The sequence below is a fragment of the Virgibacillus necropolis genome, assembly GCF_044793635.1.
Classification (GTDB): Bacteria; Bacillota; Bacilli; order Bacillales; family Amphibacillaceae; genus Virgibacillus_F; species Virgibacillus_F necropolis_A.
In genome coordinates, this window is sequence record NZ_CP084992.1 from 3,224,790 (window position 1) to 3,249,656 (window position 24,867).

The window sequence follows — 24,867 nt, forward strand, 5'->3', positions numbered from 1 at the left end:
TCTCCGTCTAAGGATCTTACACGAACTCCTGCCGTGCGTTCACCAATTTATGGCTAGCACAAGTCTACGTCGTGCGTTCTCCCTTACGGTTTTCACCTTTGCCTCCGAGCCCTATACTCATTCCCTTTTCAAATGAATGTTCATCCTTTTTTAGCTTATTGGAGTTTAATTTGTTTTAGCTTCACAATTAGATTCGTGGGAAATTGCCCAAATGAATCCTGCCAGTTCTCTTGCTACTGCCGTAATTGCTTTCCCACTCTCTTTTCCACGTCCTAATAGACAAAAATATTTTTTGTGCAAGCGGTTTTGAGCCTTCCATGAAATTCCTAAGATATTCGACGGCTGTCCCTTTTGTCGTTTCTTCAGCTTTCCTTTGACTGCGGGTTTATATCTATAGCCCCACGCGGCCTCTATCAACAATCTTCGAACATGTTGATTCCCTGTTTTGGTTATGCTACCTAATCTACGTAATTCACCGCTGGAACTTTCACTTGGTACCAGTCCAGTGTATGCCATAAATTGTTTTGGTGTCTGAAATCGCTTGAATGATCCAATTTCCGCAACCAAACTAGTTGCTGTAATAATTGCTACTCCTCGTAATGTCATAAGGGTTTGGATCATTGGTGCGTGGACACCTTCTTTGGCTTGGTCTTCAATTTCCTCTTCCAATACTTTTAATCGTTGCTGAAATTCTTTTAGTTGCTGCAAATATTCTTGGAATGCCACCCGGGATGCAGACCGTTCAAATGTCATTTTATCCAGCCAATCCCAATATTTCACTGTCCATTTTTTGGTTCCTTTAGGCGGTTTGATTTCATTTCTTAGAAGAAATTTTGTTAGTCTATGTTTAGCTCTTAATTCATCTTCCTTTACATCCTCGCGTGCTCGAACCAAATCACGTAGTGCCTCATCATCTTCTGTTGGTACATAGATAGGTGTTAATTCCCCAGCACGATAAAGTTTTGCGAGATTAATGGCATCACGTTTATCAGTCTTTACACGTTCGCCAGGTTTCTTTGGTATTAACGATGGTGCAATTACTTCACATTCAATATCCATACTGTTAAGAAGTCGATAGAGTCCGTATCCAGTTGGTCCGGCTTCATAACAAACTTGAAGCTGTTTCGGCTCTCCTAGTTTTTTCATTATCTTTCTAATTGCTTCTACCGTATAGTCAATCATACCAACATATCTCGGTTTAGAACGTCCCTCATCTGCAACCGCTACTGCAATCTTTTCTTTTGATACGTCTAAACCGACGTATTTTGTGGTATTATTCATATTACTAGCTCCTTTCGTATTATAGCTCTGATTTGGTTTGTACTACTCTATACCCAAATTAACCTACGTTATTACGACAAGGGGCTAGTTTCGTTCATGATAACTGATATGGCTATTAACGTCTTGGATACCAGATGGCTTTTATTATATATGCCAGTTTACCTGTTTGGAATTTGGGATAGCTATCGAACGACAATTGACATGAACAAAGTTTTTATACTTGCAGAGCGTGAAGAGCATCGTTTTAATTCATTCAGTTTAGGAGCAGTGGAAATTAATTACTTAGATAAAAGAAATCCCGTATTAGCGTTAATGTGGTCTTTATTTTTACCTGGTATTGGACAACTCTATATTCACCGAATTATTCCTGCTTTTTTTGTTATAATTTGGACTGTTATATCATTTTATTATTCCCATGCACCTGAGGCGACCACGCTTTTGGTTTTGGGAAAAATCCAACAGGCTACTTCGGTTCTAAACCCTGAATGGCTTCTATATTTACCTTCCTTATATGGTTTTTCCATGTATGATTCTTATATGAATACAGTGGAAAATAATAAGCTTTTTGAAAAAGAGCAGCGAAGGTTTTTAAAGGACAATTACCAAAAACCAGGATTCGATTTAATTAAATGAAAAAAGTGAAGTGAAAAAAATGCAGTTATTCTCAACTTTTGATAATAATATTTTCTTAGAACTGGCTATTTCAACCTTAGAAAAAAGGGGAATTAGTAAAGAAAATATATATGCGATTCCGCTTGATAATCGAACGGAAGAACGAAAACTATTTGATAGCATTCATAAGTCAGATGGTACATCATTAATAGATATTGGGATGGCACTTGCGACAGCTTTTTCTGTTATCGGAACCAGCATCGGCTTCGAATTGGCTTGGGGTCCTGTCTATTGGGGATTAATTAGTGCCTTCATTGGATTTGTCCTAGGATTCGCCATTAGATTATTTATTGAATTAGTCGTTAAAAAAAGAAAAAGATATTTGAAAGGAAAACAATCTGAGGTCATTTTAATTATAAATTGTGAACAGGCAAAAGGGGCGCTAGTAGAAGATATTCTTTGGGAGCATTTTGCAATTGGAGTAGCAAAAATAAATAAAAGTTGATGAATTTGTGCCAAGATTCCGGCACTTTTTTTATGTCTGCAATCATTAGAATGCTAGCCGAACCTATGCTAACCTGAATATATATGCAAATAAATCTACTACGATATGCATGCAATACGAGATAATAGGCGGGGGAAATCTTATGAAAAAAATAGTGATTGGAGCACTATGTGGCGCCGTTGTAATAGGGGCCATTTTATTTTTTACTATGAAGGAAGAAGATCAGCAAGAAAACCAGCAAGAAGCTGAAGGGAAACGGACGGTTTCAGCAGATATGGAGATGATAAAGGAACAAGCATCACTCGAAAAAGTAATTAGTACTACATATAAGCAGAGGGATTATAACTTGCAAGATCCATTGGTTATCCCTGACCCGTATGGAGTTGCTCCATTAACAGCACTCCTCAAATTTGAAACAGAAAAGGCGATTGAAATAACTGTTACAGTCAAGGGGAAAGATGCGACAGCTGATATCACGAAGACGTTTTCTGGCTATGAAACGAGTCATGAAATTCCTGTGCTTGGTTTATATCCCGATTACGCAAATACCGTCATTATTAAAGGGGAAAGCGAAGATGGTACGGTTTCGGAAAAGAAACTAACGATAAATACAGAGCCACTTCCAGATGATTTTCTTACAACAGAATTGATTGAATCTAACCCGAAAAAAATGGAGAATGGATTGACGTTTCTTATTCCGAGCAGTGAATCCCCGTATGGCGTGGATAGTAATGGGGACGTTCGCTGGTATTCGACCTTACCTAACAGTCACATAATGAAGCGAATGGAGAACAATAACCTTCTGTATCTTACAGAAAAGACGGACAAGTATAATCAGATTCTCGAGATGGATATGTTAGGTCAAGTATTTCATTCTTACGTAGTTACTGTCAGCAATTACGAGGGGTGGGGAATCATCCATCATGATGCGATTGCGCTCCCTAATGGAAATATCCTGGCTACTGCGCATGATGGGACAGAGTATATTGAAGACGAAATGATTGAAATCGACCGGGAATCTGGGGAATTGGTTGATCAGCTTAATTTGCGAAAAATTTTGCCAGAGGATTTTTATCAGGAATATGACGGGCCTTCTGCAGATGATGGGGATTGGTTCCACCAAAATGCGATTTGGTATGATGAGTCGGAAGGGGATATTCTGATTTCCAGTCGACACCAGAGCTTAATTATGGAAATGAGTTATCCTGAAGGTGAAATAGATTATATCTTAGCTGCCCACGAAGGTTGGCCAGAAGATTACCAAAAATATTTACTGGAACCAATCGGAGAAGACTTCAAATTTCCGGGTGGCCCTCATTCTGTGATGGTATTACCTGATCAGGATAGTAATGAAGCTACAAAGGATATTCTTTTGTTTGATAACAATATTGCGGTTACACGAGGGGACGAAAGCGTAAGCGAGGAGTACAGTCGTGGTGTCCAATACCGCATTAATACAGAAGAAATGACAGTCAAAGAAATTTGGGCTTATGGAAAAGAACGAGGTGAATCCTTCTTTTCTAAATATGTCAGTGATGTCAATCATTTGAGTGAAACAGGAAACCGTCTGCTTACTTCGGGCTATACGCAAACTGAGGATGGTAAAATGAGGAGCATTGTTGTAGAAGTAACGGGCGATGAAGCTAATGAAGTCGTGTATGAACTAAAAGTGACTGGTTTTAAAGAAGGCGATCACAGACAAATCTATCGCGGAGTACGTATGCCGCTTTATCCCGAAAAGTGGAATTTTAATTTAAAACAAACTGATTGATTTCATTTGAAAACAGACAAGCATTTTTCTTGATTTTACAACAAATTCAGAATAGTTATGTTAAAATAAGTTCAATAAACAGTTAAGCTTTATTTGTGAAATGGAAGGGAATTTTTGAGTAACTAAAATTATCATCCTATAGCCTCCTGTTATTATTAATAGGAGGTTATAGGAATAATATTGACCAACTAACAAGTGCGTTTCTACAATAAGTGGAGACGCTTTTTTACTAAACAAAGCAGTTTAAGTGAATAAGGAACTTTTCAATTTAACTTTGAATTTGATTCTTTTCGTACGCATTGTTGCTTTTCATATTCATAGTTGATATAAACTGCGACGTAATGTGAAAAAAGTGCTTTTACACCGCTCTGGAAATACACTTCGCTTTCCGCGGGCTCGCGCTGAGCCTCCTCGCGAGCAAAAAACGCTCACTGCGGGGTCTCATCGTCTTCGCTGTTCCCGCAGGAGTCTACGTGTATTTCCTCCGCTGAGGTGGTGTCCAATAATGGAATGATAGTAATCACTGTATTGATTAGAGCATGAATTTCCACAATCATGGCAGTTGATTGGAGTGGAGGACAGTTGACTCCTGCGGGAACAGCACGAGTCTGAAGACCCCGCAGCGGTGGTCTTCCGCGAGGAGGCTGAAGCCGTGCCCGCGGAAAGCAACTGTCCGTAGCGGAAATCAACACAGCACTTACTTCACACTTTATATCTACTCTCTTAAAAAGTAACAATCGTTGGAAAACAGCCTTGAATTTTTTAGTAAGGATGTGTTTATTTATGGTGAAATTTCATTCCGTTGTCGTTGGCAATGGTAAACCTTTAATTTTTCTTCCAGCAGTAGGATTTTCGGGAATTGAAGGATTAAACATAGCAGAAGCATTGGCTGAAAACTATGAATGCCACTTATTAGATATGCCTGGAATGGGTAAAAGTGCAGGAATAAAAGGTAAAGTATCAAAGCAAAAAATCGCATCCTGGGTTAAGGAGTATATTGACCAACATGAGATGAAGGAAGTTACTCTTATCGGACATTCGATGGGAGGAGGAATTGCAATGTGCTTTGCATCTGTTTATCCAGCGTACGTAACTAAATTAATTTTGCTGGACCAAGGCCATTTAAAAATACCTAGATTTCCAATCAAAGATTTTGGTCCTCTCGGCTACATAATGCCAATAATGAGTACACTGGAAAGAATATTTGGCGATAAATTTATAAGAAAGATGGAGGGGCTTTTCACATCGGGGGATAACACTAAGCCAACAAATGATAAACTTGAAAAACAAGTAAAAGAGTTTTGTGAAAGGTTTAAAATAGAAGAATCTGATTACATAAAGAAAGCTTTAATGGAAGAAGTGAAATTCACTGGGGAGGGTTTACGTCTTATGTTCGGGTATTATCGTTTAGATTTACCTAAAATACTCAAAGGTTTAACTACCCCTAGTTTGTTAATTTACGCATCTTTCAAAGATATTGACGATAACAGGGCGAGCATGACCGAAAAAGCAGTTAAGAAAATTAATCACGCAAGAAATGTATCATTATCTAAAATAGATAGTCATCACTATGTACATTGGTCTGATGAAAAATGTTTAATTGAAATAAAAAATTTTTTAGGATGTGCTGAAAAAGCAATATCATAAATATTTTGCTTGCTTCCTGTTAAAAAGGGATTCCACTCCTTGTTCCACTGACGAAGCACAACAAGGAATTGTTGTAATGTAATCCTTGTTCTACGTAAAACATAGGTTATTTAAAAAGGAGGATGATGAAAATTAGAAAAACGGGAATATTCTTTGGAGTGATAGCGGGTTTCTCCAGTATTTTCTTATGGATTGTATTTATTTTTTATAATCCTTATTCTAATCCAACTACTGAACCTACGGTAAACACATTTATTACGTTATTTCTTCCTGCTTGTTTAGCAATCATTGCTTCTTTATCCTCTAAAAAAATTTTAATGTTAATCGCGTTTTTGTGGTCATTACCAATTAGTTTATATTTAATCGGTACACCTGGGGTTTTTGCTTTGTTTGGAGTAACCAGTATTTCTTATTTAATTAGTTTTCTTTTTATGCTGTTTGCTAAGAAAAGAAGTGAATTAAAACACATTTAATATAAAGAGGGAGTCTAAAATGATAATTAATTTAATTATTTTTATAACATCCGTAAAAGAAAAGAATATAACAGAAGTTATGATGAAAACATTTGAGTCTAATATTCGTCCTGTTAAAGGAGACATAATAGATGATCCAGGATTCCATTCGGGATTTCATAATGGATATGAAGTTGTAAAAGTCACGATCAATTATGCTTCAAATGAATGCTTTGTTTCTCTACATCCACTTGCGTTAGAAATTGAGGAAATTAAGATAGAAACCTATATGGAGAAACTTGTAGAACACGATTGGCAAGTGGTCTCAAAAGAAAAATTAACAAATATGTAATTGTTTTTGGTTACGTCCTTTTAGACATTTTAAAAAGATAACAGTTCTTCAGGGAGTTTTTGCTTAAGTTCACAAATAGAAAGAAGCCTTCACCACATTTTTTTATCGGAATTAGGCAAACTAATTTCAAAGGAGGGTGTTAGATGAGAGGTAAGACACAGTCGAAAAATAAACGTAAAAAAGATCCAGAAGCTATGAAAAGTGGACCACAAAAAGGTGACAAAAAGTTAAATGGGCCAAACCGTCCTTCCACATAGAGGTTGGCTATACGAAAAAGGATTTGCATGTTGCAGGTCCTTTTTTTCATTGGATAAATATAGTAAACTGATGATGTATAATAACTTTTGAAATGTTCTAAAAGGGAGAGTGGCACATGAAGAAGCGACATGAAGTTTTGTTCAATCAGCTGGAGGAATACCGAAGCTATCTTTTGGCAATCGTTGAGACTGTAACGGAAGAGGAAGCGGAAATAGTTCCAAATGGGTTCAACAATAATATCCGTTGGAATCTGGGACATGTATATTTAGATCAATATGATTGGATTAATGCAGTTACAGGCGAAAGTGACGGTCCAGAAAACTTTAGTACTTGGTTCGGATATGGCACCTCACCAAAGAATTTTACCGAACATACCCCTGCATTGGAAGAGTTGAAAAGGTTACTTAGCGCGCAAATAAATGATATTAAAGAAAAATACGGCGAGAAGCTTGAAACGGAATATCCGCCGACTGAAATGGAGATGCAGACGATTGAACAGGTGTTAACACGAACTATCTTTCATGAAGGCATGCATATGCAAACGATTCTTGATATAAAAAAATTAATAAATGCGCATAGCCATGTGTAAAAATATTTATTGAGGGTAGTAGAAATAAATAAGTAGTGTTATGTTTCGCAAACGAATTCAAGGAGGAATGAAAATGACCTTAACCACCCAGCAAAAGGAAAGGTTTCTTCCGGTAACAACAGATCCTCAGCGTCTCAACACCATTATTTCTAAGCTTTCGGAAACAAAGAGAAAACTAGAGAAAGACGATAAAGTTTATTATGATGATGAAAAAGATAAGCAAACAATCGAGCAATATTATCGTAGCATTGATTTTGAAAAGTTAAATGATGATGACTTAACACAGCTTCTCAAAGAAACGCATACGAACAAATTAAGGTATGATCCAAGTGAGTATGTTTATCCTTGGGTTGATTTACGGCCAGACGGAAATCTGGTCAGTATTTATTCTGGGCAAAAACGTGAAGCGGAAGATGTTATTAAAGAAGACCATGAAACTTCTTTAAAACGAGAACAAGAGGCCGAGAAGGCAGTGGATGCAGATAAAGATCAAGATCAAGTAAATGACCAGCTTGCGCAAATTGAAAATGATTTCAAATATAACTGCGAACATTCTGTGCCACAATCCTGGTTCAATGAACAAGAGCCGATGCGCGGCGATCTACATCACTTATTTACGTGTGATCCTGTTTGTAATTCAATTAGAAGCAATTATCCTTACCATGACTTTACCAATTATGCCCCGGAAAAGCTAAAAGTCAATCGGATTGAAGAGGCTTGTGGCAAAGCGGACGAGGAACTATTTGAACCTGAATATGGTAAGGGAACTGTCGCCAGGGCCATGTTGTATTTTTTAGTAAGGTATCCTGACCAAATTGAACAGACTTATAAGGAAGAAATCGACACAAAGCTTTTACTAAATTGGCATCATAGTTTTCCGCCAAACATTTATGAAAAGCACCGTAATCAAGCTATCTTTGAAATTCAGGGAAACCGAAACCCGTTCATTGATTTCCCTGAGAAAGTGAACCTTTTGCCTAAATAAATAAACACTACTTATACAAAAACAATTGTATTTTTTCATTATTATCAATGGTTGCGAGCAATACTTCGTTTACCATTACGTTATTGGTTGTTTTTAGTTTGTTTTCCAACCATTGTTCATCTTTTCCCAGCTTGCTTAACTCGTTGTAATTAATTTTTCGTTCTTTAATGATTGTCTTCGGAAAATTAAAAGGCTGTATGGTGGAAGTTAAATTTGAATGGGTGATTGGCTGATGGTGAGGATATAAGAAAATTGATATCGTTCCTCCAGGCTCCCATAGTGCAAGTGCAACCTTTTGTATATCTTCCGTTTTTTCCTTTCGTAATTCAGATAAAAGAAAATCAATTGAAATTCTTGCTTTCGTTAAATTTTTGTAATCAATTTTCCCATTCTCTATAAGGGGAATGGGAGGAGGATTAAATATTTTTCTAAGTGTGTCCCACCGTAAGCTCAAAAATACTCCGGTTATGTATAAGATAACTAATACGCTCATGGTAATCATCGAACCTTTTAGTCCTAATCCCTCATCTGACAAGGGGTGGGCAATAATGTTTCCTAATAGTAATGCAATGACAAAATCAAGAAATCTTAATTGTGATATCGAACGCTGTCCCATGATTTTAGCCGCTAATACTAAAAAAAAGAAACCGACAATCGCTCTCAGTATCCACTGTATAACGCTAAGAGATTCTTGGCCAATAAAGAAATCCATGAAATTCACGTCCTAGTCTTTATAAAAGTATCTACAATCACTACTTTTGAGCATTTTTATTGTGTCCCTAAACGAATATAGATATGCTATTGACAACAAGTAGGAAAAAGAGTTATAATTATCTCGAATTCGAGATAATGAAAGTAAGGATTGATAAAAATGGATTCAACAAAAAATTTCAATGATGAAAGTGATTTGTCCTTAAAATTATTTGTTGTTTTATCGCGTGCATTACAAGCGATTGAAAAACAGTCTGTCGCAAATATAAAGAGTCATGGGCTTAATCTTACAGAGTTTGCCGTTCTTGAGTTGTTATTTAATAAAGGTGAGCAACCCATCCAAAAAATCCGTCATAAAGTATTGCTTGCTAGTAGCAGTATTACTTATGTGGTTGATAAGCTGGAAGAGAGAAAGTATATCGAAAGAAAAGCATGTCCAACAGATCGTCGTGTCACATTTGCTGCCCTGACGCCTAAAGGAAAAGAACTAATGGACGAAATTTTTCCTCAACACAGGGAAGCATTGAATGAGATATTAGGTGGCCTTGATTCTGATGAAAAGAAAGCAACGATTGAACAGTTAAAAAAATTAGGCCTTTACGCACAAAGGTTATAATTTTTTATATAATATCTCGAATTAATAATATATGAATTGGAACTATAATTAGGAGGAATTAAAATGGAGTTAAAAGGAATTCACCATGTTTCTGCTATTACAGCAAATGCGAAAGAGAACTATCACTTTTATACAGAAATATTAGGAATGCGCTTGGTTAAGAAATCAATAAATCAAGATGATACATCTGTCTATCACTTATTTTATGCAGACGAAGTTGGGAATCCTGGTACCGATCTAACTTTTTTTGAAATACCGAATGCTGGAACAACTTATCAAGGAACCAGCAGTATTTCAGGAACTTCATTACGTGTTCCAAACGATGCTGCATTAGCATATTGGCAAGACCGGTTAAATGAATACAAGGTTGATCATGACGGAGTTACTAAACAGGGGGAACGAAATGTGATTTATTTTCGCGATCCTGAAGGGCAACGATTAACGCTAATTTCAGATGAAACCAATACGGGTGTTAAAGGCGGGAAAGTTTGGGAGCGCAGTAGTGTTCCAGTGGATAAGGGTATTGTTGGACTTGGACCTGTTAAATTAACCGTCCAGAACGCAGCACCAACGATTACCATTTTAACAAAAGTTCTAACATTTAAGCAGGTAGGCAGCTATCCATCTCCAGTAAACGGTCAAGAGGATATCCTTGTTTTTGCTACTGGTGAAGGTGGCACAGGAGCAGAGGTTCATGTGGAAGTAAGGACTGATTTACCAAGAGAAAGACCTGGACGGGGAAGTGTACATCATGTTTCATTCCGTGTGGATAACCTGGAGGAATTAGAACAATGGAGAGACCGTTTGGAAGAATTCCGGTTACCTAATTCAGGGCTTGTTGAACGTTTTTACTTTAAAGCACTTTATTTTAGAGAACCAAATGGAATATTGTTCGAGCTTTCAACAGATGGACCTGGATTCGCAACAGACGAAGATATTGAATTTCTAGGAGAATCCTTGGCGCTACCACCATTTTTTGAAGATCAACGTGAACAAATTGAAGCAAGGTTGAAACCCTTAAATACAGAGACATCACACTAAATAAAGGTTAATTACTTTTAGGGGGTGGTTGGGGGAAATACGAAATGTGAACTAGTCATGTTCAACCATATAAATTAATAATAAAAAATAGGAAAGAGGAATTTATTATGTTAAAAATAGGAATTGTTTTAGGTAGTGTACGTCAAGGTCGTAATGGAGAAGCAGTCGCTAAGTGGACATACGATTTCGCAACAAATCGTAATGATGCTGATGTAGAATATGAAATTGTGGATCTTGCTGACTACAGCCTACCAATGCTAGGTGCAGAAGTACCAGAAGCACAACAAGAAGAAGCAGTAGCAGCTATCAAAGCTTGGTCAGAAAAAATAGCTTCTTTTGACGGCTATATCTTTTTAGCACCAGAATATAACCATGCAGTAGGCGGAGCATTTAAAAATGCGCTTGACTACTTAAATCCAGAGGTAAACAACAAGGCTGCTGGATTTGTAGGTTATGGTAGTCTAGGTGGAACTCGTGCACATGAAAATCTACGCCTAATCTTAGGTGAGCTTCAAGTTGCAGACGTGCGTACAGCAGTTAACTTCTCGTTAATGACTGATTTTGTAAACATGAGCGAATTCAAACCAGCTGAATACCATGCAGCTAATGCTAACGAAATGCTTGATCAAGTTATCGCATGGAGCGGTGCATTAAAAACAGTAAGAGTAGAAAAAGCTACCGTATAAATATAGTAAAAAAATCCTCCAACCACGTGTGTGGTTGGGGGATTTAGCTTTTTAAGGGTCCAAATGTTCACTACCTCTTTACAAAGGGCAGCACAAACAAGTCATGTCCTTCAATCCATTCAGCATAAAACACATCACGCACTGTTTTTATCTCATGCTTCGTTAATTCATGCTTAAGCCATTCTTCTGTTAGGTTGGCACTTTTTAGATTATCCCAGATAACTTCACCGTCATTAATTAGTGTGATAGCAAGGCGGATGGCTTCTGGCTGCAGGTTCAAATCATTCCTAGTGGGCGTTTGAAAAGCAGATTTTTTCAAAACAGAAACAGTACCATCTGTTTCTAATATTGCATATTGAACCTCTTGAATTGAAAAGGCATCCTTTGAGCGAAGCATATGCTGAAGTTGGTTAATGTCCAAATTGCTTTTCTTCATCTCTTCTCGTATTAGTTTTCCTTGGTGAATGATAATCGATGGTTGGCCTTCTAATAACCCGCGTGTACCTTTAAATTTTTGAGTGATAATCTCAGTTAGATAAAGGATTAAACCCCAAAGAACAATTGCGAAACCGATTTCAAGTATTCCCTTCTCATCGTCAAAAAGTGCGTTACCAACAAGCTCTCCAAGGACTAGGGCTGCGATAAAGTCAAACGGTGTAAGTTGTGTTATTTGGGTTTTACCCAATACCTTGGTAAGTAAAAATAAAGCAACAAAACCAAACAATGATTCAAGGAAAATTGGCATTAGATGATCCATGTAAGACAACCCCTTTTTTGCACATATCTTAGATTAGGATGTCCATAAATCAAAATTTAATTACATAGAAAAATGCCAGCTTGTGGACCGTGAAGTCCAGCAAACTGGCATTATTATAAATCCTTTATCATTGTCACATGTGGTATACCAGCGTCCATAAATTCACCAGATACAGTTTCATATCCTAGGCGCTGATAAAATTCTTCCGCATGTGTTTGTGCATTTAATTTGGCTTTTTCAAAACCGTTATTCTTTATTTCGAATTCCATTCGCTGTATGATCATTTTCCCATAGGATTTACCCCGTTCGGTATCTAATACACAGATACGCTCCAGTTTTCCATAGGAATCGACGAACCTCAGTCGACTCGCAGCGATAGGAACTTCATTTACATATCCAACAAAATGATTAGCTTCTTTGTCGTATTCGTCGAGTTCCTCTTCAGGAGGGACTTTTTGTTCTTCTACAAACACAACGGTACGAACATGGTAAGCTTGTTCAAGTTCTCCGTTTGTTTCTACTTGCTTAATATCCATTTATTCATCTTTTCCAAACACAAAAGATTCATAAACGGTCCATGAACCATTTTCAAGCTGATACATCAGTTGGAAACGATCAATTTGATCTTCTAACTGGGTATCTTTCATTTGCAGGCTACCATAGACATCTGCATACTCCTGGTCAGATAGCTTTTGTGCGATTGTAATATGAGGAACAAATGCGTATTCCTTATTATCCGGGAATTTACCTGACTGCAGCTTTTCAAATAAATGCACGATTTCCTGTGATGCTTCTACCTTCATGTAGATTGTGTTTGTTACAGGTGCAAATGTGCTGACTTTGTTAACATTTATTGTAAGTGGAGAAGTTTCTTTCGCGATTGCTCTTAAATCAGGAATGAGCTTATGAATCGTTTCATCATCTGCTTCAAATGCTTCTTTTATTGTGATATGCGGTGGAATTAATGAGTAATGCGGGTCATACCGCTTCCTTAATGCGTTTGCTTTATCTTGAACAGGTTTTGATGGAAATATTACAATACCATATTTCATAGTTAAACCTCCTAGTTATATTTTTGCGTATATTACTATAATGATGTGAATCTGCTAGATCATAGTTGTGGTAGATTTGTATAAGATTTACTCTTTATTATAACAAATATAGAAGAAAAATGGTGAAAAAATTGTTACATTTTTCTAAAAAGTTAATTAAACATGGATGTCAACGCACGTTTTAGATCTTTTTGCCATGCCTTCCATGTATGTTCACCCTCTAGCTCATGGTAAATATAGCTAACACCTGTTTCTTCCAAAAGTTGATTTAGCGCACGATTAGGTGCGAGGAAGTCTTCTTTCGTACCAGCTGTCGTGTCAACTTCGGTTTCATCAAGACCAATCGTATGGTAAATATCGATGGAATGAATATCTTTCGCATTTCTAACCGCATCCATCACTTTTTCATCCACATATGGTGACTGCATAATAACTTTTCCAAATGTATATGGATAGCGTAGAGCCGTCATCAATGCGAGCGTACCTGCAAGTGAATCACCCATTAATGAACGGGATTGCCCCATATGGTAGGTAGGGAGTAAATCATCGAGAAGCGGCACAACCTCATATACTAAAAACTTGATATAGGCATCCTGTTTCTCGCCACTTGGATGATATTTTTCCTTACGATCATATTTGTCATTATAGTGAATCCCTACGAAAACGGTATTCTCGATTTCTTCATTCGCATGCAGGCGGTCACTAAGCGTTGCTGCTCTTCCAAGCTGATAATAATCATTCCCATCCTGCATAATGCAAATATGATATTTATAAAGTGGGGAAAATGATTCTGGCTGATATATTTTTAAAGTCATTACTTCGTCTAAGTATTTACTATCGATTTTTTCTTCGACCATTGTTCCTTTTCTTCCCATGGTGTACACCTCGTTTGTCTTTTTTTTGGGTGCCTGTCACTTCCCGAATTTTGTCGAATTGCTGATGTTTCCTGGGTTTCATAAAGTAGTTCATGTATATCTTATCATGGAGGGCTGGAATTTTCTATATAAATAGTTTAGCCACGTCCAGCTACAGCGCCTAGCGACTAGTGGACTTCCTTCCCAGTCACTTCGATAAGTCAAGCACAAAAGAAATACACTTTTGGCTATCCTTTATCTCGAACAGGTCAGTCTAGTCCATACGTCGCTAAACAGGCGCCTCCGCTTTTGCAACGTTAAATTTCTGTTAACTGCCCCTGAAACAGATTGTAGTAGTGACTTTTGTTCTGAATCAATTCACTGTGGCTGCCTTTTTCAATAATCTTCCCATGCTCCAGCATGATAATCTTATCTGCTTCTTGAATCGTGTTTAATCGATGGGCAATTACGAAGCTTGTTCTACCATGCATCAAACGTTTCAGCGCATCTTGAATCGTAACCTCGGTAATCGTATCAATGTTACTTGTCGCTTCATCTAAAATTAGGATGGAAGGGTCAGCTAACAATGCGCGTGCGATGGTCAACAGCTGTTTCTGTCCCTGACTAATACCGCTTCCTTCCTGATCTAAGACAGTTCGATACTTATTAGGCAAACGCTCTATAAAGTCATGGGCATTCGCATTTTTTGCGGCCTCAATTACTTCCGCATCTGTTGCATCCAATCGTCCGTAACGAATGTTTTCCATAATGGTTCCTTTAAATAGGAAGGAATCCTGTAAAACAAACCCCATATGCTGACGCAGGCTGGACCGTTTAATGTCTTTAATATCGACGTTATCGAGTGTGATTTTTCCCGCATCATAATTGTAAAAACGTGCGATTAAATTAATGATCGTCGTTTTTCCTGCACCCGTATGACCTACAAACGCAACAGTTTCGCCGGGGCTTGCTTCGAAGGTGATATGATTCAAAATGGGTGTGTCTTCATAACCAAATGACACATCGTTGAACATCACATGGCCCGTTGTTTCTGGCAAAACTTCCGCAGCTTGTTCATCTGTTTCTTCTTGATTCTCATCCATTACATTAAAAACCCGTTCGGCACCAGCAACAGCGGATAATAAGATATTAAACTGGTTGGAGAGCTCATTCAATGGACGGGTAAACTGTCGCGCGTATTCAGTGAAAATAACAATGACACCAACTGTGATGATATTTTCAACAGCAAGAATGCCCCCAACTAAGGCAATCAAGGCAAAACTAAGGAAGTTCAACATGTTCATGACTTTTGGAATGAAGCCGGAAATCGTCATTGCCCAAAATCCGGTATGGCGAAGCTTTTTATTTCGTTCTTCAAATTCACCAATCACACGATCTTCCTGGGAAAAAGTTTTAACAACATGCTGCCCAGAAACAGTTTCCTCTACATAGCCGTTCAATTCCCCTAAATCGCGTTGCTGCAACTTATACAATGGTCCAGTACGCTTGGTAATCCACTTCATTCCAATGTACATGAGCGGAACAATTGTCATGGTAACCGCAGTAAGCAGGGGACTTAAGATTAGCATCACAACAACGGTACCAACGAGTGTCAGGATACTTGAAAAAATTTGGATCACCGATTGGTTCAACGTGTTATTAATATTATCAATATCATTTGTAATCCGACTCATCAATTCCCCATGCTGCCGTTTGTCAAAGTAAGATATCGGCAAACGATGAAATTGCTTAAACAAATTCTCCCGTAAAGAATAAACCGTATTCTGGGCAATCCCGACCATCCAATAATTTTGCAGGAAGATCGAGAGGGAGTGGAACAGGTATATAAATACCAGCCATACCAAAAGCATGACAAGTCCAGCATTATTTTGCGTGACAATGTAATCATCAATTGCCATCCCAACTAAATAAGTACCTAGCAGGGCAAGACCAGAGCTCATCACCACAGCAAGAATCACAAGGCTTAGCGTGATTTTATCACGGAAAAGATAGGACCAAATGCGTTTAATCGTCCCAGCAGTATTTCGGGCTTTACTTGATTTTTTACTTGCTATGTTATCGATTGGAATGCGTTCGTGTTGAAAAGGTTCTATTAGTTGTTTAATTGGCATGTATATACTCCTTTCCAAACTGCGATTCCACGATTTTACGGTAAAGCGCTGATTCTCCCAGTAATTCTTGATGTGTTCCATTCGCAAGGATCTGTCCGTGATCCATCAATAAAATCCGGTCAGCGTCCATGGCAGTTGTGACCTTTTGGGTAATCATTAGATTGGTGCACTGGTACGTTTCGATTGCAGCAAGTAGCTTAGATTCTGTCTCCAAATCAAGTGCACTCGTACAATCATCCAGCATTAAAATTTTCGGATGACGAATAAGTGCACGGGCAATTGACAGTCGCTGCTTTTGTCCACCTGAAAGATTGACACCCTTTTGCCCGATTTTGGTTTCGTATCCTTCAGGCAACTCCGTAATTGTAGCGTGAATTTGTGCATCAGTTGCGGCCTGGATCACTTCTTCTTTTGTCGCCTGTTCTTTACCCCAGGCAATATTGTCAAAAACAGATCCACTGAAAAGTAATGGATTCTGCGGAACGTAACCAATTGCTCGACGCAAATGATCGAGTGTATAGGAAGTAATCGGTTTATCATCGATTGAAATTTCACCATTGTTCACATCATAAAGGCGGGGGAGAAGTTGAAACAACGATGTTTTCCCAGCACCAGTCGCACCAATTATTGCGACTGATTCTCCAGCATTTACGGAAAAAGATATATCACGTAACACTTTCTCGTCCTGTGTGCTATAGAAAAAATCAACATCTTCAACGTCAATTTTTCCATGACGTACAATCGCATCAGCTTCCGCATCCTCCGATTCATGTAAGTCAATGTTAACATCCAATACTTCACTAAGACGTGAAGCGGACGCTTTTGCCCGTGAAAAAGCTAACGTAATAAACGTGAACATGGAAATCGCCATCGAAACACGTAACGCATAATTGACGATCGCCACAATGTCACCAACAGATGATTCACCAGCAAGTACCTGATTATTCCCAAACCAAATAATCGAGATCAAGCTCAGATTCATCACAAATAAAAGTACCGGCATCGAAGCCTCGACGAAGCGGAATGTATAGCGCGTTTCCGAAGCTAAATCTTTATTCGCTTTCATGAAACGGCTTTCCTCATGATTCCGACGCAAGAATGCCTTGATCAACCGCATCCCAGCTAAATTCTCCTGCATCACGCGATTCACATTGTCCACACGTTGCTGCACACTTCGAAATAAGCGGCTTGCACGCTTCAGCACCCATAGTAAAAAGAAAATTAACAAAGGAACCGTAATTAAAAAGATCAGTGCAAGCTTGGCGTTCACAATAAACGCCATCACCACACCACCAAGTACAATTAAAGGAGCTTTCACCATAATGCGAAGTCCCATATGAATGGTATTCTGCATCTGACGCACATCATTGGTAAATCGCGTCATTAAGACAGACGTCGGGTATTGATTCAAGTTCACAAACGAAAAATCCTGCACCTTTTTAAACAGTTTTTCGCGAATGTCATACCCAAACCCATAGCTCGTGTGTGACGCATAAAACGAATTAATAATTCCGGCAAAAAACGCAGCAAACGCAAGCCCAATCATAATGCTGCCCCACATCACAATATTGTCGATATCCTTGTTGATCACGCCCTGATTAATCATCATCCCCAGGAAGAAGGGAAGAAGTAGCTCTGTCGCAAGTTCAATTAACGTTAATGTATATGCAATCCCGATCGGGAGTTTATATGGTTTCAAAAAAGAAAGTACTCTTTTCACAGTGAACCTCCAAATATGTAATGATTCTATTATATAAGGAAAAGAGCGGATTATCTATTGTGGAGGATTGAAGGAGACGAGGACAAAATAAGTCAATGGATTCCATTACCTGTCACAAAATCCTGATTTACACCTAAAAAAGATAGTGAAGTATATCTAATTGCATAACAAATGCGGTGCTTTTTGTTATCTTAAACTAAAATAACCCAGCTCATATGAACTAGGCTGTTTCCTAATAATTGCTTATTCAAAACACGTCGTTTGCTAGAACTGGTGGACATACGGTTCGCTATTTCTATTAAAACAGTGATTTTGAGTAGGTATGCGGACATACGATCACCTATTTAACATATATCAAAGTAATATAGGGGTATTACTCCCAAATAAGGAACCTGGTGTCCGTTTAACACCTTACTATTGTTTGTTATCTATAAATAACGTATCTGATGTCCGCGAAAGTAAGGTATTCCTTCAGTTATTCAAGGTCTTTCTTTTATGTAAGCCAATTTGAATTCGAACTTGTAGGTCTAAATGTAGACTTACACTAGCTATTGTAACCTAAAAAATTGAGGTACAACGACACTACAAATTTATTGGAAATATAACCGAAAATGATACTATACCAACAAAAGATGACCATCATTAGCATGCAAGTGATGGTCATTTTACAGTACATTTTTAATGTTTGTGATAAGTAACGGAAACCGTTAATAAGGCAATGGGATTTTAACGGTTATATCGACACTCTGTAGCAGGCTTTAATACTCAATTTCTTCAAAATCCTGTGGTTGAGGAGTTGGTTGCTTTTGTTTTAACTTATCGTTTTCAGAAATTTCTTCGTTAATCTCCTGATAAGCCTTTACTTTGGCCTGTTTATTTGTACGTTTGTTGTTTAGCTTATCGTGGGTCATTTTGATCCATCCTTTCTGTTTTATTTCATCTTATTTTGACCTGAATGAGAAGGTCTATGTATGGACTCTAACTTGGTGAAATATAGAGGTAACTAGTATATTTTTTAATTGTGTATACATTGTAAACACAATGTATTGACAATAAATTTTATATAACTTACAATTAACGTATTCTTTATAAGGGAGGATAAGTTAATTGGATACGAATTTGCACATACGTATATCAAAGGAACTAAAAGAGAGTTTTCAACAGGTTGCTAAGGAAAATAATAAAGATACCTCGTCCCTAATGCGTGATTGGATTTCAACCTATGTAGCTGAACATCAGAAATCTGATGAAGATTTAGCTGCTGAACTATATCTGGCAGGGTACCAATTACAACAAGCGCTTGGAGGGAGGGAAAATGTTAGCAAGGAATTTGCGAAACAATTACAGGAATACTCTTTGACGGACCAGAAAGAATTCACACAACTAATACTAACCACCTACTTAGACCTTGAACTAACAATACCTTCAAGTATCTCTAAAACGTATAAAGGGTTCGCTTTTTCTCAGATGTTTTTGCTGGGCTTAATTGGGGATAAACCTAAGGGGAAATGATAGGCAACAAGCCGCCTCATCTTTTTCAATAGGTTTTTATATAAAGACTGTATTGGTAAAGATTGTTGCTTTTAAGAGAATAGATATAAACGACGTAACTGCTATGTTGATTTCCGCTGCGGACAGTTGCTTTCCGCGGGCACGGCTTCAGCCTCCTCGCGGAAGACCACCGCTGCGGGGTCTTCAGACTCGTGCTGTTCCCGCAGGAGTCAACTGTCCTTCGCTCCAATCAACTGCCATAATAGTGAAAGAAGCTACAAAGTACTGCTTCCAGACACCATGTTAGCGTAGGAAATACACGTAGACTCCTGCGGAAACGAAGACGATGAGACCCCGCAGTGGGCGGTCTTTGCTCGCGAGGAGGCTCAGCGCGAGCCCGCGGAAAGCGAAGTGTATTTCCGAAGCGGTATGCTATGTCGCAGTATAAATCAACTATGAAGATGTAAAAGCAACAATGCGTACGAAAAGAGCCTATATAAAAAAACGTAAACAGGAATTCGATGGTTAAAGTATTCAACAAAGCGAAAGGCATAGAGGAAATTCTCTATGCCTTATATCATGTGAATTATACTTTTAATTATTTGAAAACGCGTTTTCACGTTTTTCTGATTAGCAATTTCATCAAAAAACGGACGAAAAACATGAGCAAAAAGACACCGATAAACGTGTGAATCCATGTCCATGTATTGTATTCAAGCAAATCTGTATATTTTTCAAAAATCACCTCAATGATTGTTAAAGCAGAGGTATATATTAAACATTGTAAAAAAATGCCTTTATAACCTGAGTGATAAGTAGTTTGATAAAAGTAAACACAAACAACCGGGAGTATAAGATATTCATAAAGTATATGACTATCGAAATGTTCATGAGGAAACAACTTTATAGGATAGTCAAGCATGTTTTCTTCTACCACAATAACACCAAAAAACGTTGAAAAATACGAGGTCAGTAAAAATATTAGTATCCAATCCTTCATCGGTGGCTTTCTTAAACTGATAACCAATAGTGCAATCCCGATGATTAACATTACCCACAAAATGATTTTTTCTAAGATAAGCTATAGCCCCTTTTTAAATGGTTTACCATTTAAGTATAACCAATATAAACCGGCTTTATCTCATAACCCAGGGTTTGATGCATTAAGGAAAATTGTCGGTTGCACCAAAAATGATCTTCGGGGATTATTTAAAGTAGTAGTCGATAAAATCCTAGGTGCCAGTCTGTTTGGTTCTGAATCACCAGAAGTGATTAATCTGGTAAAACTAGCAATGGGTTTGGGGAATTTAAAGCTACATTAATGGAAGAAGTTAATTTGAATTATGGGAACGTATGTTTTATAATTTACTTTAAGAAATAAATCTTTCTATTGAAAATGATTCGGGAGGGGCTCAGATGTATATTACAATTTCAGATTATATTAAAGAATGGAATAAAGAGGCTATATTAACTCAAAAAACTTTGGAGAGCTTGACGGATGACTCATTATTACAACAAGTTTATCCTGAAGGTCGTACATTAGGAGGAATTGCGTGGCATTTTACAACAAACATCCCAGATTATTTAGCCGAATTTGGATTCAGGATAGATAGAATAGAAAATGCAGAAAACGTTCCATCTTCTGCAAAGGAAATTGCTGAAATCTTTCAAAATATAAGTTCTCAAGCTGCCAAAGTTATTGAACAGCAATGGACAGACAAATCTCTAGAACAAATACAAGAAGCCTTTGGAAGACAGGAATCAAATGCTACAATCCTGATGGGACTAATCAAGCACATTGTTCATCATCGAGGGCAAATTACAGTTCTTATGCGTCAAGCAGGAATAAAACCTTCTGGAGTTTATGGGCCACCAAAAGAAGATTGGGTTCATTTAGGTGTGGAAGATCCACCATTATAATAGTGTGCTAAATGGACGCTTATTTTCAATAAGAGGGCAGGGGGTTCAATAAGGTATCATAATTTAAATAAATAATAACGTTACAAATTATTTTTGGGAGTGATAGTAATTGCAATTTTTTATCGGAATAGTGCCTCCAGATGAATACAAAATGAAACTAATAGATTTTCAGTATAAATGGAGAGGTAATCGGATTACAGACGTTGTAGAACCACATATAACGCTTAAGGCACAAGGTGGATTAACCACAGATGAAAAGTGGCAAAGTAAAGTTAAAGGAGTCTGTGATAACTTTCCATCCTTTCAACTTACACTTGATAAACCAATGTTCTTTGGTGATGATATTCTTTATTTAAGTGCTACTTCAAATGAACTATATAAACTACATAAAAGTATAGTCCGAGAAATTTCTCCTTCCAACGATTTAATTAAAAAGTATTTTGAACTTGACGACTTTGTACCACATATGACTTTGGGAAAAACAAATTATGGTTTATCAAAAAAGGAACTTAGAGAGATGGAAAAATTGGCAGAAAAAGAACTTAGTCCTTTTCCAACCTTTGAGGTTAGATTTTTAAGGGTATATCAAGAAATTGAAACAAATAAATATATAAAGTATATAGATATTCCTTTAAATAATAGAAGATAAAATAATTCAGGAATACTGAAAACCAAGATGAAGAAATAACTTTTAATGGAGCAGTAGTAAGTGGAACTCCAAAGGAATTAGAAAGGTTTCAGGATTTGGAATTTGTTAGGGCTTCTGTGTTAGGCGTAACGATTGATAAACATTAAAGAATGAAAGCTTTATTTTTTAATTCATAAGTTCCTTCTTTCGGGAAATTCTAAGTGTAAAGTTTTTAATTGGAAGGGGGATTATTTGCCCCTGTAGAAGTTAAGGGGTTGCAATAATGAAAAAGTACAGAACTTTCATTGTGATGTGTGTATTAACTTGTTTATTCGTCGTTATGTCTGCTTGTGGGAATACAGGCAATCAATCAAAAACGAATAACGCATCCGAAATCACGATTGATTCCTCCGAAGCAAATAACGAGTTTGCAATATCAACAAACAGCAGTAATGATAATGATCGACATAAAGGAAACAATTCGGATTCTAATGGTAACAAATATTTTTTTAGTGGAACTTGTGCTATAGAATACTTAAAACATCAATTAGAAATGGAAAACAATGATGATATCGTATTTGATGATTTGGGTGGAAATCTAGAGACAGATAAAGCAGGTTCATATTATACAATAAAACTGACATCCAAATCTCTTAAGAAACAGGGTGGGACTGGAACAGTGGGTTTATATAAAGTATATCAAGATGGTACCTATAAGTTAAACTAGCAATTGAAGTATTCAAAATAAATGTAGCAAATGGCTCTAGTTCACTTAGAACTGGGCCATTTTTTTATCCGAGTATAAAATATAATGGAATTTATGTTAAAATTAAGAAAATAAATAAAAAGAAAAAAATGGGAGTAATTGTACCACAAACGAAAGTGAGGGGGATATGGTACATGAGCAAGAAAACCCTTATAACTATCATAGTAGCTCTTCTTTTCCTTGTTGCTATAAATTTCTATACTAATGGACAGGATGACAAACAATATAAGGAATTAGAAATAGAAAACTTGAAACAGGAAAATGCAAAATTGCAACAGAATATTGATAATTTAATTGCAGATCTACAAAAGTTAGAAACAACTAGAGCAGTTGATGTGGCTAAGGAATTTAAGAAGAAGCAATTAACTGTTAATTACGATGAAAATTACGGTTCTCGAAGGTTTAGTGCTCTAGAGGAAATTAAAAAAGTACAAGAAAACTTCGGTGATTATACGACAAAAGAGGAAATGGAGTATCTTCGCTTATATAGAATCCTGAGTTACATAAACCGGTTATCTCAGGAAACGAAAAGTAATTTATCCGTGAAAAATATCTCTGTTGATGTTACTGGTGTTGAAACCGAAAAAATTACGCTTGACTATGATATTGAAATTGAATTTGATCCTCTTGAACAAAAAGGTGAAAAGAAAAGCATATCAAACTTTGGGCAGATGCGTCTCATAAAAACAGAAGGAAGCTGGAAAGTAGATGCTGATTTGCAACGGATGAAGAGTATTAATGAGGTAAAAGGGCTATTAAATAAACAAGGTAGTTAGACCTTCCATGACAGTAAAGGAGGCACATTATGCCAAGACAATACAACCTATGGTCATTCTATCTATGCTTATTTTGTATCATAATTTCTTCCTATGCGTTGTACTCAACTATTCGCCAAACCTGGATTATTGCGCCCCCAAATTACGTTCTTTTGTTGTTTACCATAATAGCTCTCATTTTAGGGATTATCGGTTTCAAAGATAAAACGAATTGGCTTGCAAAATTAAGAAGTTGGCTGACGGTGCTGCTTTCATTATTACTCATTATCATCCTATTTTTCTCTGTCTTGTTTACATCATTCTTTTCGATGGGCAAGGTACTAATCAAAACAACACTCTCTTGACCATAATTATACAATCGAGTTGTACCGGACCAATGGAGGAGCAGCCACCTCATTCGGAGTAGTAGGTGAATTGAAAGGACCGCTTTGGTTTAAGAAAAGAGTTTATTCTGATTACCGAATGGACCATGCTGACGTTCGATGGAAAAACAATCATACTGTCTCTATCAACAATCATAAAATAAATCTAGGCGAAGGGGAGACTTATTCGGATTGATCTCAATAAATTCCTAGGGGGGCTTTAATGAGACTTATATCAGGTATTATCATTATTCTGATACTGGTATCAGGATGTTCCAGTAAGCCATCATTAGAACTCATAAGTTCATCTGCTGAAATTAGAGATGATAGGTCAGGTGGAATTGGTATTACTTCTGGAGAGAGGGAAGGACAAATAATAAAACCGATTTCACTGAGTTACAATTTTGTTATAAAGAATACCGGGAAGGATACGATTGGAGGAACAGAAGAATTAAATAGCCTGACATTCGAATATGAAGATGGCATTAAACTATCTATTGAACCAAATGAAAAGTTAAAAGCAGTTACGAAAGAGGTAGTAGGATTTAAAATTTACAAAGAAGGAGGGAGACAACAAGCTAATCTAGGTGTTGGGAAAACAAGCATTCCAGTTTTACAACCAAACCAAGATGGAGAGTATACGATAGATTTTGTTTTAGGTGCATTAGAAGAAAATCCTGAGATAAGACTTGCTCCTTCACAAGCACAATTGGATAAGTTAGAAAAAAATGCTATGGAAGCAACATTAGTTATTTATTCTGGGGATAAAGAAATAGCACGTATTGACCTTCATAATTAGGTAGGGGTACATTTCAATGCAATTATTAGAAAACTTGGCTTATCGCCAAGCCTTAATGGCGAAAGCCTTAGTTGCACTTATGCAGTAAGAAAGGATTTATACTC

At 37.2% G+C, this 24,867-nt stretch carries 29 protein-coding genes; 19 read left to right on the forward strand and 10 right to left on the reverse strand.

What is annotated here, in order from left to right; translation table 11 throughout:
- Positions 1-165: 165 nt before the first annotated feature.
- The gene (locus tag LG329_RS15775; RefSeq protein ID WP_404450976.1) at positions 166-1,281 is read right to left on the reverse strand and encodes an IS110 family transposase; all 1,116 of its coding nucleotides are present in this window, start codon (positions 1,279-1,281) and stop codon (positions 166-168) included.
- Positions 1,282-1,377: 96 nt separating this feature from the next.
- On the opposite strand from LG329_RS15775, the gene LG329_RS15780 reads away from it, so the two are divergent.
- The 8 genes from LG329_RS15780 to LG329_RS15815 all read left to right on the forward strand — a co-directional run bounded on the left by LG329_RS15780 (position 1,378) and on the right by LG329_RS15815 (position 8,452).
- On the forward strand, positions 1,378-1,914 hold the full coding sequence (locus LG329_RS15780; RefSeq protein WP_404451778.1) for a hypothetical protein: 537 nt from the start codon (positions 1,378-1,380) through the stop codon (positions 1,912-1,914).
- 19 nt (positions 1,915-1,933) lie between these two features.
- Positions 1,934-2,398, forward strand: coding sequence for a hypothetical protein (locus tag LG329_RS15785; protein ID WP_404456721.1), 465 nt, complete (start codon positions 1,934-1,936; stop codon positions 2,396-2,398).
- A gap of 142 nt (positions 2,399-2,540) precedes the next feature.
- Positions 2,541-4,169 carry an aryl-sulfate sulfotransferase gene (locus LG329_RS15790; RefSeq protein WP_404451779.1) on the forward strand — a complete coding sequence of 543 codons (1,629 nt, stop codon included), beginning with the start codon at positions 2,541-2,543 and terminating at the stop codon, positions 4,167-4,169.
- Positions 4,170-4,952: 783 nt separating this feature from the next.
- Complete coding sequence (locus tag LG329_RS15795; RefSeq protein WP_404451780.1) at positions 4,953-5,816, forward strand: alpha/beta hydrolase; 864 nt, start codon at positions 4,953-4,955, stop codon at positions 5,814-5,816.
- A 122-nt stretch (positions 5,817-5,938) separates the two neighbouring features.
- Positions 5,939-6,289 (forward strand): hypothetical protein, encoded by a 351-nt coding sequence (locus LG329_RS15800; RefSeq protein ID WP_404451781.1) that lies wholly within the window; start codon positions 5,939-5,941, stop codon positions 6,287-6,289.
- A 19-nt stretch (positions 6,290-6,308) separates the two neighbouring features.
- Positions 6,309-6,620, forward strand: coding sequence for a hypothetical protein (locus tag LG329_RS15805; RefSeq protein ID WP_404451782.1), 312 nt, complete (start codon positions 6,309-6,311; stop codon positions 6,618-6,620).
- Positions 6,621-6,993: 373 nt separating this feature from the next.
- Positions 6,994-7,467 (forward strand): DinB family protein, encoded by a 474-nt coding sequence (locus tag LG329_RS15810; RefSeq protein ID WP_404451783.1) that lies wholly within the window; start codon positions 6,994-6,996, stop codon positions 7,465-7,467.
- Between the two features lie 73 nt (positions 7,468-7,540).
- Entirely contained in the window at positions 7,541-8,452 is a 912-nt protein-coding gene (locus LG329_RS15815) for an endonuclease I family protein (RefSeq protein WP_404451784.1), read from the forward strand.
- 7 nt (positions 8,453-8,459) lie between these two features.
- Here the strand turns inward: LG329_RS15815 and LG329_RS15820 are convergent, their stop codons facing one another.
- A complete protein-coding gene (locus LG329_RS15820; protein WP_404451785.1) occupies positions 8,460-9,164 on the reverse strand; it encodes a DUF421 domain-containing protein in 705 nt (234 codons plus the stop codon).
- Positions 9,165-9,323: 159 nt separating this feature from the next.
- On the opposite strand from LG329_RS15820, the gene LG329_RS15825 reads away from it, so the two are divergent.
- From LG329_RS15825 to LG329_RS15835, 3 genes are all read left to right on the forward strand, one after another.
- Positions 9,324-9,779 (forward strand): MarR family winged helix-turn-helix transcriptional regulator, encoded by a 456-nt coding sequence (locus LG329_RS15825; RefSeq protein WP_404451786.1) that lies wholly within the window; start codon positions 9,324-9,326, stop codon positions 9,777-9,779.
- A 63-nt stretch (positions 9,780-9,842) separates the two neighbouring features.
- The gene (locus tag LG329_RS15830; protein ID WP_404451787.1) at positions 9,843-10,820 is read left to right on the forward strand and encodes a ring-cleaving dioxygenase; all 978 of its coding nucleotides are present in this window, start codon (positions 9,843-9,845) and stop codon (positions 10,818-10,820) included.
- Positions 10,821-10,927: 107 nt separating this feature from the next.
- Positions 10,928-11,506, forward strand: a complete 579-nt coding sequence (locus LG329_RS15835) for an NADPH-dependent FMN reductase (RefSeq protein ID WP_404451788.1) — start codon at positions 10,928-10,930, stop codon at positions 11,504-11,506.
- Between the two features lie 70 nt (positions 11,507-11,576).
- On the opposite strand, the gene LG329_RS15840 is transcribed toward LG329_RS15835, so the two are convergent.
- From LG329_RS15840 to LG329_RS15870, 7 genes are all read right to left on the reverse strand, one after another.
- Positions 11,577-12,263: a DUF421 domain-containing protein gene (locus LG329_RS15840; protein WP_404451789.1), complete on the reverse strand. Its 687-nt coding sequence runs from the start codon at positions 12,261-12,263 to the stop codon at positions 11,577-11,579.
- A 113-nt stretch (positions 12,264-12,376) separates the two neighbouring features.
- Positions 12,377-12,799 (reverse strand): GNAT family N-acetyltransferase, encoded by a 423-nt coding sequence (locus tag LG329_RS15845; RefSeq protein ID WP_404451790.1) that lies wholly within the window; start codon positions 12,797-12,799, stop codon positions 12,377-12,379.
- Positions 12,800-13,315: a YjcG family protein gene (locus LG329_RS15850; RefSeq protein ID WP_404451791.1), complete on the reverse strand. Its 516-nt coding sequence runs from the start codon at positions 13,313-13,315 to the stop codon at positions 12,800-12,802.
- A gap of 152 nt (positions 13,316-13,467) precedes the next feature.
- Positions 13,468-14,190 carry an alpha/beta hydrolase gene (locus LG329_RS15855; protein ID WP_404451792.1) on the reverse strand — a complete coding sequence of 241 codons (723 nt, stop codon included), beginning with the start codon at positions 14,188-14,190 and terminating at the stop codon, positions 13,468-13,470.
- Between the two features lie 296 nt (positions 14,191-14,486).
- Positions 14,487-16,301: an ABC transporter ATP-binding protein gene (locus LG329_RS15860; protein ID WP_404451793.1), complete on the reverse strand. Its 1,815-nt coding sequence runs from the start codon at positions 16,299-16,301 to the stop codon at positions 14,487-14,489.
- On the reverse strand, positions 16,291-18,021 hold the full coding sequence (locus LG329_RS15865) for an ABC transporter ATP-binding protein (RefSeq protein ID WP_404451794.1): 1,731 nt from the start codon (positions 18,019-18,021) through the stop codon (positions 16,291-16,293). Before LG329_RS15865 ends, LG329_RS15860 begins: the two co-directional genes overlap by 11 nt.
- Positions 18,022-18,779: 758 nt before the next feature.
- Positions 18,780-18,932, reverse strand: coding sequence for a hypothetical protein (locus LG329_RS15870; RefSeq protein WP_404451795.1), 153 nt, complete (start codon positions 18,930-18,932; stop codon positions 18,780-18,782).
- A gap of 196 nt (positions 18,933-19,128) precedes the next feature.
- On the opposite strand from LG329_RS15870, the gene LG329_RS15875 reads away from it, so the two are divergent.
- Positions 19,129-19,533, forward strand: a complete 405-nt coding sequence (locus LG329_RS15875; RefSeq protein ID WP_404451796.1) for a hypothetical protein — start codon at positions 19,129-19,131, stop codon at positions 19,531-19,533.
- A gap of 595 nt (positions 19,534-20,128) precedes the next feature.
- Here LG329_RS15875 and LG329_RS15880 read toward each other — a convergent pair.
- Entirely contained in the window at positions 20,129-20,563 is a 435-nt protein-coding gene (locus tag LG329_RS15880) for a CBO0543 family protein (protein ID WP_404456724.1), read from the reverse strand.
- Positions 20,564-20,928: 365 nt separating this feature from the next.
- Here LG329_RS15880 and LG329_RS15885 point away from each other — a divergent pair, with 365 nt between their 5' ends.
- From LG329_RS15885 to LG329_RS15915, 7 genes are all read left to right on the forward strand, one after another.
- The gene (locus LG329_RS15885) at positions 20,929-21,432 is read left to right on the forward strand and encodes a DinB family protein (RefSeq protein WP_404451797.1); all 504 of its coding nucleotides are present in this window, start codon (positions 20,929-20,931) and stop codon (positions 21,430-21,432) included.
- A 109-nt stretch (positions 21,433-21,541) separates the two neighbouring features.
- Entirely contained in the window at positions 21,542-22,081 is a 540-nt protein-coding gene (locus LG329_RS15890) for a 2'-5' RNA ligase family protein (RefSeq protein WP_404451799.1), read from the forward strand.
- Between the two features lie 262 nt (positions 22,082-22,343).
- Positions 22,344-22,787, forward strand: a complete 444-nt coding sequence (locus tag LG329_RS15895; RefSeq protein WP_404451801.1) for a hypothetical protein — start codon at positions 22,344-22,346, stop codon at positions 22,785-22,787.
- A 173-nt stretch (positions 22,788-22,960) separates the two neighbouring features.
- Positions 22,961-23,602 (forward strand): hypothetical protein, encoded by a 642-nt coding sequence (locus tag LG329_RS15900; protein WP_404451802.1) that lies wholly within the window; start codon positions 22,961-22,963, stop codon positions 23,600-23,602.
- A 29-nt stretch (positions 23,603-23,631) separates the two neighbouring features.
- The gene (locus tag LG329_RS15905) at positions 23,632-23,946 is read left to right on the forward strand and encodes a hypothetical protein (RefSeq protein WP_404451803.1); all 315 of its coding nucleotides are present in this window, start codon (positions 23,632-23,634) and stop codon (positions 23,944-23,946) included.
- Between the two features lie 19 nt (positions 23,947-23,965).
- Positions 23,966-24,160 (forward strand): DUF5412 family protein, encoded by a 195-nt coding sequence (locus LG329_RS15910; RefSeq protein WP_404451804.1) that lies wholly within the window; start codon positions 23,966-23,968, stop codon positions 24,158-24,160.
- A 27-nt stretch (positions 24,161-24,187) separates the two neighbouring features.
- A complete protein-coding gene (locus LG329_RS15915; RefSeq protein WP_404451805.1) occupies positions 24,188-24,763 on the forward strand; it encodes a hypothetical protein in 576 nt (191 codons plus the stop codon).
- Positions 24,764-24,867: the final 104 nt, after the last annotated feature.

What these genes read in the sequence shown, in the direction of transcription:
- LG329_RS15790 (WP_404451779.1), top strand. Translation starts at nt 2,541, where the DNA reads ATGAAAAAAATAGTGATTGGAGCACTATGTGGCGCCGTTGTAATAGGG.
- LG329_RS15885 (WP_404451797.1), top strand. Translation starts at nt 20,929, where the DNA reads ATGTATATTACAATTTCAGATTATATTAAAGAATGGAATAAAGAGGCT.
- LG329_RS15880 (WP_404456724.1), bottom strand. Translation starts at nt 20,563, where the DNA reads ATGTTAATCATCGGGATTGCACTATTGGTTATCAGTTTAAGAAAGCCA.
- LG329_RS15835 (WP_404451788.1), top strand. Translation starts at nt 10,928, where the DNA reads ATGTTAAAAATAGGAATTGTTTTAGGTAGTGTACGTCAAGGTCGTAAT.
- LG329_RS15805 (WP_404451782.1), top strand. Translation starts at nt 6,309, where the DNA reads ATGATAATTAATTTAATTATTTTTATAACATCCGTAAAAGAAAAGAAT.
- LG329_RS15870 (WP_404451795.1), bottom strand. Translation starts at nt 18,932, where the DNA reads ATGACCCACGATAAGCTAAACAACAAACGTACAAATAAACAGGCCAAA.
- LG329_RS15850 (WP_404451791.1), bottom strand. Translation starts at nt 13,315, where the DNA reads ATGAAATATGGTATTGTAATATTTCCATCAAAACCTGTTCAAGATAAA.
- LG329_RS15800 (WP_404451781.1), top strand. Translation starts at nt 5,939, where the DNA reads ATGATGAAAATTAGAAAAACGGGAATATTCTTTGGAGTGATAGCGGGT.
- LG329_RS15830 (WP_404451787.1), top strand. Translation starts at nt 9,843, where the DNA reads ATGGAGTTAAAAGGAATTCACCATGTTTCTGCTATTACAGCAAATGCG.
- LG329_RS15845 (WP_404451790.1), bottom strand. Translation starts at nt 12,799, where the DNA reads ATGGATATTAAGCAAGTAGAAACAAACGGAGAACTTGAACAAGCTTAC.
- LG329_RS15840 (WP_404451789.1), bottom strand. Translation starts at nt 12,263, where the DNA reads ATGGATCATCTAATGCCAATTTTCCTTGAATCATTGTTTGGTTTTGTT.
- LG329_RS15815 (WP_404451784.1), top strand. Translation starts at nt 7,541, where the DNA reads ATGACCTTAACCACCCAGCAAAAGGAAAGGTTTCTTCCGGTAACAACA.
- LG329_RS15825 (WP_404451786.1), top strand. Translation starts at nt 9,324, where the DNA reads ATGGATTCAACAAAAAATTTCAATGATGAAAGTGATTTGTCCTTAAAA.
- LG329_RS15860 (WP_404451793.1), bottom strand. Translation starts at nt 16,301, where the DNA reads ATGCCAATTAAACAACTAATAGAACCTTTTCAACACGAACGCATTCCA.
- LG329_RS15905 (WP_404451803.1), top strand. Translation starts at nt 23,632, where the DNA reads ATGCCAAGACAATACAACCTATGGTCATTCTATCTATGCTTATTTTGT.
- LG329_RS15820 (WP_404451785.1), bottom strand. Translation starts at nt 9,164, where the DNA reads ATGGATTTCTTTATTGGCCAAGAATCTCTTAGCGTTATACAGTGGATA.
- LG329_RS15895 (WP_404451801.1), top strand. Translation starts at nt 22,344, where the DNA reads ATGAAAAAGTACAGAACTTTCATTGTGATGTGTGTATTAACTTGTTTA.
- LG329_RS15785 (WP_404456721.1), top strand. Translation starts at nt 1,934, where the DNA reads ATGCAGTTATTCTCAACTTTTGATAATAATATTTTCTTAGAACTGGCT.
- LG329_RS15780 (WP_404451778.1), top strand. Translation starts at nt 1,378, where the DNA reads ATGATAACTGATATGGCTATTAACGTCTTGGATACCAGATGGCTTTTA.
- LG329_RS15900 (WP_404451802.1), top strand. Translation starts at nt 22,961, where the DNA reads ATGAGCAAGAAAACCCTTATAACTATCATAGTAGCTCTTCTTTTCCTT.
- LG329_RS15775 (WP_404450976.1), bottom strand. Translation starts at nt 1,281, where the DNA reads ATGAATAATACCACAAAATACGTCGGTTTAGACGTATCAAAAGAAAAG.
- LG329_RS15810 (WP_404451783.1), top strand. Translation starts at nt 6,994, where the DNA reads ATGAAGAAGCGACATGAAGTTTTGTTCAATCAGCTGGAGGAATACCGA.
- LG329_RS15915 (WP_404451805.1), top strand. Translation starts at nt 24,188, where the DNA reads ATGAGACTTATATCAGGTATTATCATTATTCTGATACTGGTATCAGGA.
- LG329_RS15795 (WP_404451780.1), top strand. Translation starts at nt 4,953, where the DNA reads ATGGTGAAATTTCATTCCGTTGTCGTTGGCAATGGTAAACCTTTAATT.
- LG329_RS15855 (WP_404451792.1), bottom strand. Translation starts at nt 14,190, where the DNA reads ATGGGAAGAAAAGGAACAATGGTCGAAGAAAAAATCGATAGTAAATAC.